This window comes from Candidatus Nanopelagicales bacterium (assembly GCA_028687755.1).
Lineage (GTDB): Bacteria > Actinomycetota > Actinomycetes > S36-B12 > S36-B12 > UBA11398.
On the sequence record JAQTZL010000009.1, the window covers coordinates 80,953 to 87,745 of the forward strand.

The window sequence follows — 6,793 nt, forward strand, 5'->3', positions numbered from 1 at the left end:
CCTGCTCTTGTGTTATCTACGTCTGTATCGCTGATGCAGGTGAAGTCAGACATCCGGTGCGAGATGACCGACCACACGTAAAGGGTTTTAACGAGCCTAGATGACGTTTGTATAGAGCCAGCTGTAGTGCTATCCATGGGTCCCGAGACCCAAACATCGTTAAAAAAACCAAGCCTTAAAGGGCGATTCTTTAACACCCCTGTAGTGGCGCTACCGATAGCGTTACATGGTGTCTGAAGAATCTGGTTGTTCTTTTGTATAAAGTATCGAATGTCTGGATTCATGATAAACGCACACTGAGGGTGGCTTAGAGCCACCCTCAGTGTGTCCTTTCAGTTGTTGGGGGTTAGGCGATCAGGTCGCGCTGCCGGGTAGTACAAGAAGACCCCCGGCGAGCGGACTTCTTCTTGGTGGTCGGTGCCTCGGTGACCTCGTGCGAGCCATCGGGTAAGGTGGTGATCACGACCGACTTTCCAACCAGCGATGCCAGACTGGCGGTGTCACCTTCAACCTGGCAGACGATATCGAGTTCAAGATTGGGGAGAAACAGGGTCACCGCGCTGTCAGTCAAGGAAACAAGCGTTGCCTTGATGGAATTTTTCTTTGGGGTTATGCCGATCAGCTTCATGGAAGTTTCCTTTAAAGGAGGGTTGAGGGAATTAAAACACCATGCCGCTGGGGACAACGAGGTCCTTCACGGCATGGATCTGGCGAGACTCTTTGTGGGTCTGGATACGGGACTCCAGTTCCTCGGTCAGAATGAGCGATTTGCCCAGCACCGAGTTGATGCGCAGCTCGTCTTCAGCGAACTCGGGATCCGTCATGACGCAAGTGGCCAGGTAGTCCGGGATCACGGGCTTCAGAGCCACGTTGCGATCCTTGGTGACAAAGATCGTACCCACGATGCTGGTGCGCTTTTCAGGGAGCAGTTCTTCGTTGTCAGAGAACTCGATCATCGCCAAGGTAGGTGCGTTGGCGGTCACCCGGTCGAAGTTCAGGAAAGACGTGAGGTCTGCAACATCGAACTCGTCGGTCCGTGTCTTGTCGCAGATAGTGGCCATCAGGTTGATGAAACCCAGGGCTTCTTTGTCGGCTTCACGCCGGTTATTGTTCTGGACATAGAACATCGAGAGTGGCTTCTTCAGTTCCGACACCAGGCCGCGATATGACCGCAGTGTCTGCAGAGAGTTTTCCAACTCGATCACCGACGAGGTCGAGTCCAGACCCACCACGATCACGTTTTTGCCCATGCGCACCAGCTCAGCCGCCAGAGCCGGACCACCGGTGGAACCGCTGCCGCCGGCCAAACCAGCGATCACGATGTTCAGAGATTCTGATGGTTTCTGCTGGAGCAGGATCTTGGGGATGGTTTCCACAAACCGGTGGTAGATATCGGCCGTACGGAGCTTGCCAGCACCATCCATGTCTTCCAGGAGAAAGACCGCGTCGTGAGGATCCAAACCGCGGGTGTTGCTGGCGCTGGTGTCGATGTACGTCATCTGGATGTCCAGATCTTTGACTTGTCGAGCGATGTTGATACCGCTGCCACCTACGGCATAGACGGCAATAGCGATGCTGCGTTTCTTCATGAGTGATCCTTAAAGGTTGATGAAAGAGAAGATGACCACCGAATGACGATGGTTCAGTTAATATGTACCTAATCGAATATGAGTCAAAGTCCAGGGATCGTTTGACCGCATACAAGGAGTGTCCGCATGCCCACATTTGTTTTGAAAAAGTACAACCCCAAGTCCAGTCCTGCCGAAGGTGAAGGTGTGGTTTCTGCACCCACAGACTCAAAGGTTCAGGAACAGAAAGCTGAAATCGAAAAGACCATGCGCATCCGTGCCACCCGGAGTGTGTCTGAGATCGTGGCTTTGGCTCTGTACAAAACCTTGCCTAACGGTGTCGATGTCACCGAAGCAGACGATAAAGAACCTACCCAGGCAGGTGAGATCGAGAAATCGGTGATTTCTACCGACGACATCAACAACGATCCAGCTGGAACACTTCAGCAAGTCAAACAGGGTCAGGATCTCACGATCATTGGATCTGGATTCTCTACGGAAAAAGACGAGTGGTTTTTGTTGAACGTGAAAAACAAAGACGTCAAGACCACCTACAGCTTGCCTACTTTTATCGGAAAGATCCAAGCTGAGCTGGGGGTTTGATCATGAAGATCAAGGAAGCTATGGATACCCTCTTCGAGGGTGTCAGGTTTGACACCACACTCTACAAAAAACTCCTCTACAGCAACATTGAGTTCCTGACACGTGATCAGGAGCACACTCAGCTGTTTGCGGGTCGTAACATCGGATGCTACTTCATCAAGTACACCATGTACGACAAAAACATCTTCTACGAGACTTTGTTCGATCTGTCTTACGACGATGTGGTCGACTCGGTGAAACAAATCGCCAGCAAGGTGGTTTCTTTCAGTGTGGCTGGCGATGACAACAACCTGGTGTGCTTTTACATGGCGCATCGGTTTATGACCAACCCTCAGCTGAACGAGAAGCAGCAGGTGGAATACGCCAAGGAAGCTCTGAACTACTTCAATTACCGGACACTGGTTCTGATGTCTCGGAAGTACTTTGTGTACCCTATCTCTGAACAGAAGGCCACGTCTCTTCTGGAGCGACTCAGCAACAAGTACCTGATCAAAACCCTCCGTAACTGGAACGAGTACTGTCAGTACAGATCGACTGAGTTTCTTCAGTCGAAGTTTGTACCCACTGTCAAAGACTTCAAAGACGACGACGAGCTGGGTAAGGCTATCGCCGATCTCTGGTCTCGCACCAACGACGCCATCAAGAACATCTTCAACGAGTTTACGCTGCTGATGGCGGACGACGACGTGATCAAGTCTCGTGGATCTATCGTGACTGACATGGAAGGGAACGAAGGTGTGGCCGATCGAATCGACACCATGTCGGGCTATGTCAACAAGGTAGAGAACCTGCTTATCGACAAAGGCAACCTGATCAGAAAGGACTGTATCCACGCAGTCTCTGACATCCTTCCTAACCTGTCTCAGAAGAGCCTGGAGGAAGGACTGATCTACATCTTCGATCACGCTGCCAGTGGACGTGAAGCTTACAACAAAGTTGTCAAGCACTTCAGGGACATCATCCTGAATGCAATCGACTATCTTCAGAGGAACGATGTTTTCATCACTCAGAAAACGGACATCGTGGCAGTGATGAATGCGCTGGTCGGTAACGTGCTGTACGCACGTGGGACAGAGGTAGACATCCATCAGCTGAAACTGGACGGTGAGAAGTTGATCAAGCAGATCTACAAGGAGCAGAAGAAGCCCATCTCTGACCGCAACTTGAAGAGTCTCAGAAACGGTTTGTACCTGTACGTGGTTTTGTTGAGTTTGGTATCGTGAAGACATGACACAGAGAGAGCTGCGCAAGCAGCTCTCTCTGGTCTTTACGCGTTGACGGGTTTACGTGACAAACTCACTCCTGCCTGACTGAACGTCCGCACTGGAGTAGCTGTCTGTTGAGGCGCAGAAGCGCTCTGCTCAGACGGGGAAGCTTTAGGTGAAGCCGCTGGTGTCTGAGGAGCTGACCCACCTTGAGGAGCCATGGCACCTTTCTGATGGATACCTTCCAGGATAACCTTGATCGCCAACAGTGTGTCAGACATACCGCCCAAAAGACCTTCTGTTTTCTCAAGACTGAGAGAAGGACCTTGCTGAGGTAGAGGTGGTTTGACAGGCTGCGATGGAAACGGTGTGAAGATGTCGGAGTTTTGTTGGATGGACCCTCTTGCCTTAGGTGGAGGCAACACAGACTTAGGTTGGATAACCGGGGTCTCTGCGAGAGGTGCCTCCCTCAAAGGTTCAGAGTTGTCACCGTACATCGGAGACGGCACTGGGTCTGGAGTAACCGCAGGTCTTACTGGAGCTGGCCTGATCGTGGGTCTAGAGGGTGGCGGAGGAGGTGACCCCTTGCGACCGCTGAACTTGTCGATCTTGCTGTTCAGGTACTGTATGTAGCCTCCCACGGTTTTACCGCTGAGCTCTTGCCGGTTGCTGTTGAAAGCGTCTTTTCCTACCACCTGACCGATGTCTGCGTTAGGGTTGGCTTTCAGTGCTTTCAGGATAGTTCGTCCACCGCCTGGTCCGAAGTGATGCGCCAGGTACATCGCTGTGTCTTCTCGAAGTCCAGCGGCCTTGACGTCACCCATGCTCCTCAGGTTCTCTTTGGCGTAAGCAGCTCCAAGGACCGCGCTGTAGTACGGATCTGTAGGCTGTGCGTCCGGCGGTATGTTGTACTTCGGTCCATGTTTGGCCAGCATGGCGTCCCAAGTCCTCGGCATAAACTGCATCAGTCCCTTGGCGCTGGACTGTGAGTTACCGACACTTGGTCTCATGCTGGACTCGATTTGAGCAAAGGCTCTCAGGGTGTTTTTGTCCACACCTACGATCTGTGCTGCTTTGTCGACAGAGGCTTCCACGGACTCAGGTTTGTCCTGGATCTTGCCTGGGTCTACGCCGGCCATGGTAGATGGAACTGTCTCGGGGGTTTTGTCCATGGCCTTTCTACCCAAGGCTTCGGCTTCTCCCTCTGGTGTGCCGTAGATGTTTCTGGGTGCCATCGAGGCTTTGCCATTTTCATCGTAGACAAATGGTGACTTAGCGGTATAAGGAGAGTTAACGACTGGTCGATCGTCTATTTCTTCACCTGTAGCCATAGGTACTGGAGTCTCTTGTTTAGGGACTACAGCAGCCACTGTTTCAGCAGGAGTTTGGGTAGCACTTGCAGAAGTAGGCGCAGTAGGCTCTAGAACGGTCTCAGACGCGTTTTCGGTAGCTTTTGATACCTCTGTGGCGTCCGGAGCTGTTCCGGCCTTGTAGAGTTCCATTTGCAACGCTGTGTTGCGTTTGCCCATGGGTTTAGAAGACACCAGCGCAAATCCACTACCACCTCGCCCAGGTGAAGACAGAACACGCTTGACCCGTTCTCCCATGTTGACCTTAGCCTTGGCCGGATCCACCGAGACACCAGCTGGTTCAATGTGCCAGCGCTCACCGCTGATCGGTCGAGTGAACCCGTACTTTTTCAGAAGTCCCAGCTTCTCCAAAGCTTCAGCGTCTACGCTCGGAATATCCAGCGCCAGACCGTACTGGTGGAGACCACCTTTGCCTGTTCGCGGATCTGCCGGAGCTGCCGCCTTGTTAGGGTTTTGTTTATGCAAACGCATCTGGTCCTCGTAGGACCTGAAAGCCTCGTTGACACCGATGTTCTTACCGGTAAGTTGGTTGTACTCCTTGGTCATGCCGGTGAAAAGCTCCAGCATGTTAGGATCTACGCTCATGAGTTTCTCACGAGCCACGTTCAGTGAGATGCCAGGAAGGCTGTTAGGATCACCTTTCTCCAAAGCGCCAGCCGCCATCTTGGCCGTGGGTGCGGTCGGCACTTCGGACTGTGGTCCAGCGCTCGCGAGTGACTTCTTGTCCGCAGGTGGTTCTGAGTCTTCTGTGGTTTCCATCTTGGCATCAGCTGCTCGCAGCTGAGACATGTTGGACGCTTTGGTAGCTTCCTTAGCGGCTTCTGAAGCTGGACTTAGAGCGGCTTTAGACTCGGCTTCTCTGATCTTGGCCATGTTAGCTGCTTTGGCTTTCTCAGCTTCTGCGGCAGCTTTATTGGCGTCAGAGACAGCCTTGGTCGAAGGATCGTTTTCTTTGGTATCTTCCTTGGCCTGGAATCGAATGCTGTTCAGCATCTCTTCGACTTCAGTCTTCTGGACAGTGACTTCGGTTTGTTCAAACGAGGGTACGTGTTTGTGGCCAAACACTTCCACTGGGAGCTGGTAGTAGGAGGCAAACTGCAAGACGTGGTTCTTGCTCATCTTCTCCAAGTCATCCAGATACAGATCAGGTCTTGCTTGCCACAGGGCTGACAGAAACGCTCTGTATCCAGGAAGGAAGCGCTTCATGTACCAGCTGTTGAAGATGGCGTACTTGTCCTTGTCTGTCCGTTCTACCTCAAACAACTTGAGCATGTCGTCTTTGGTTTTGTCGCTGAGTGTGTTGAAGACAACTTGGCCGTTCTTGAGACCGACCTTGTCCTTCATCAACATCTCAAGCTCAAAGACCCGATGGTAGTGGTCTTTCTTGACGTCGTTGTAACCGTAGGTCAACAGACGCAGGCGTGTCAGTTTGCCGTAGATATCTGCGGCGACATCGTTGCGCTTCAGGTACTTGTAGAGCTTGTAGCCACCCCAGATAGCGGCACCCGCCAACAGCACACCACCCAGCACCATGCCTGCGGTACCTGTGACAGCGGCTGTGCCGACGACCTTAGCGGCTGTAAGTGCTCCTGAGATACCAGCGCGTATCAGTCCACCCTTACCGAGTTTCAGAAGTCCGTCACCGAAGAGGGCTTTACCGATCAAGCTTCCTGTCCCAGAGGCTAAACCTGGAACCAACTTAGGAAGAAGGGTTCCAAGGACGCCAGTGATCGATCTACCAATCAAACCGCCAAGAAGCGGACCGAGTGACGTCGCGACCAGTTTGAACCCACCGAAGACCGCGCTCCCGATTCCACCAATGATAGAACTCAGCAAGCTTTTCTTCTTTCCACCTCCTTTGCGGGCTTTGGCGTTCTTCTTCTCGGCCTCGACCTCGGCCTTTCGAGCAGCTGCTCTGGAGTCAGATCGACTGAGTGAATTCTTGAAACGAGAGAGGAGACTCTCTTTGCGTTCCTTCTGTTCCGCTTGCTTCTCATCGACCTGTTCTCCCTTGGTGGTTTTCTTGAGTTTGTCTGTAACTGTGTCT

At 52.3% G+C, this 6,793-nt stretch carries 5 protein-coding genes; 2 read left to right on the forward strand and 3 right to left on the reverse strand.

Annotated elements, in window-relative coordinates:
- Positions 1-346: 346 nt before the first annotated feature.
- Together PHN51_10455 and PHN51_10460 are read right to left on the reverse strand one after the other, a co-directional pair.
- The gene (locus tag PHN51_10455; protein ID MDD2819196.1) at positions 347-628 is read right to left on the reverse strand and encodes a hypothetical protein; all 282 of its coding nucleotides are present in this window, start codon (positions 626-628) and stop codon (positions 347-349) included.
- A 31-nt stretch (positions 629-659) separates the two neighbouring features.
- Positions 660-1,589, reverse strand: a complete 930-nt coding sequence (locus tag PHN51_10460) for a hypothetical protein (GenBank protein ID MDD2819197.1) — start codon at positions 1,587-1,589, stop codon at positions 660-662.
- 126 nt (positions 1,590-1,715) lie between these two features.
- Here PHN51_10460 and PHN51_10465 point away from each other — a divergent pair, with 126 nt between their 5' ends.
- Together PHN51_10465 and PHN51_10470 are read left to right on the forward strand one after the other, a co-directional pair.
- Positions 1,716-2,171 (forward strand): hypothetical protein, encoded by a 456-nt coding sequence (locus tag PHN51_10465; protein MDD2819198.1) that lies wholly within the window; start codon positions 1,716-1,718, stop codon positions 2,169-2,171.
- A gap of 2 nt (positions 2,172-2,173) precedes the next feature.
- Positions 2,174-3,394 carry a hypothetical protein gene (locus PHN51_10470; protein MDD2819199.1) on the forward strand — a complete coding sequence of 407 codons (1,221 nt, stop codon included), beginning with the start codon at positions 2,174-2,176 and terminating at the stop codon, positions 3,392-3,394.
- A 44-nt stretch (positions 3,395-3,438) separates the two neighbouring features.
- Here the strand turns inward: PHN51_10470 and PHN51_10475 are convergent.
- The coding region (locus PHN51_10475) for a transglycosylase SLT domain-containing protein (GenBank protein MDD2819200.1) at positions 3,439-6,793 on the reverse strand (3,355 nt) is incomplete at its 5' end.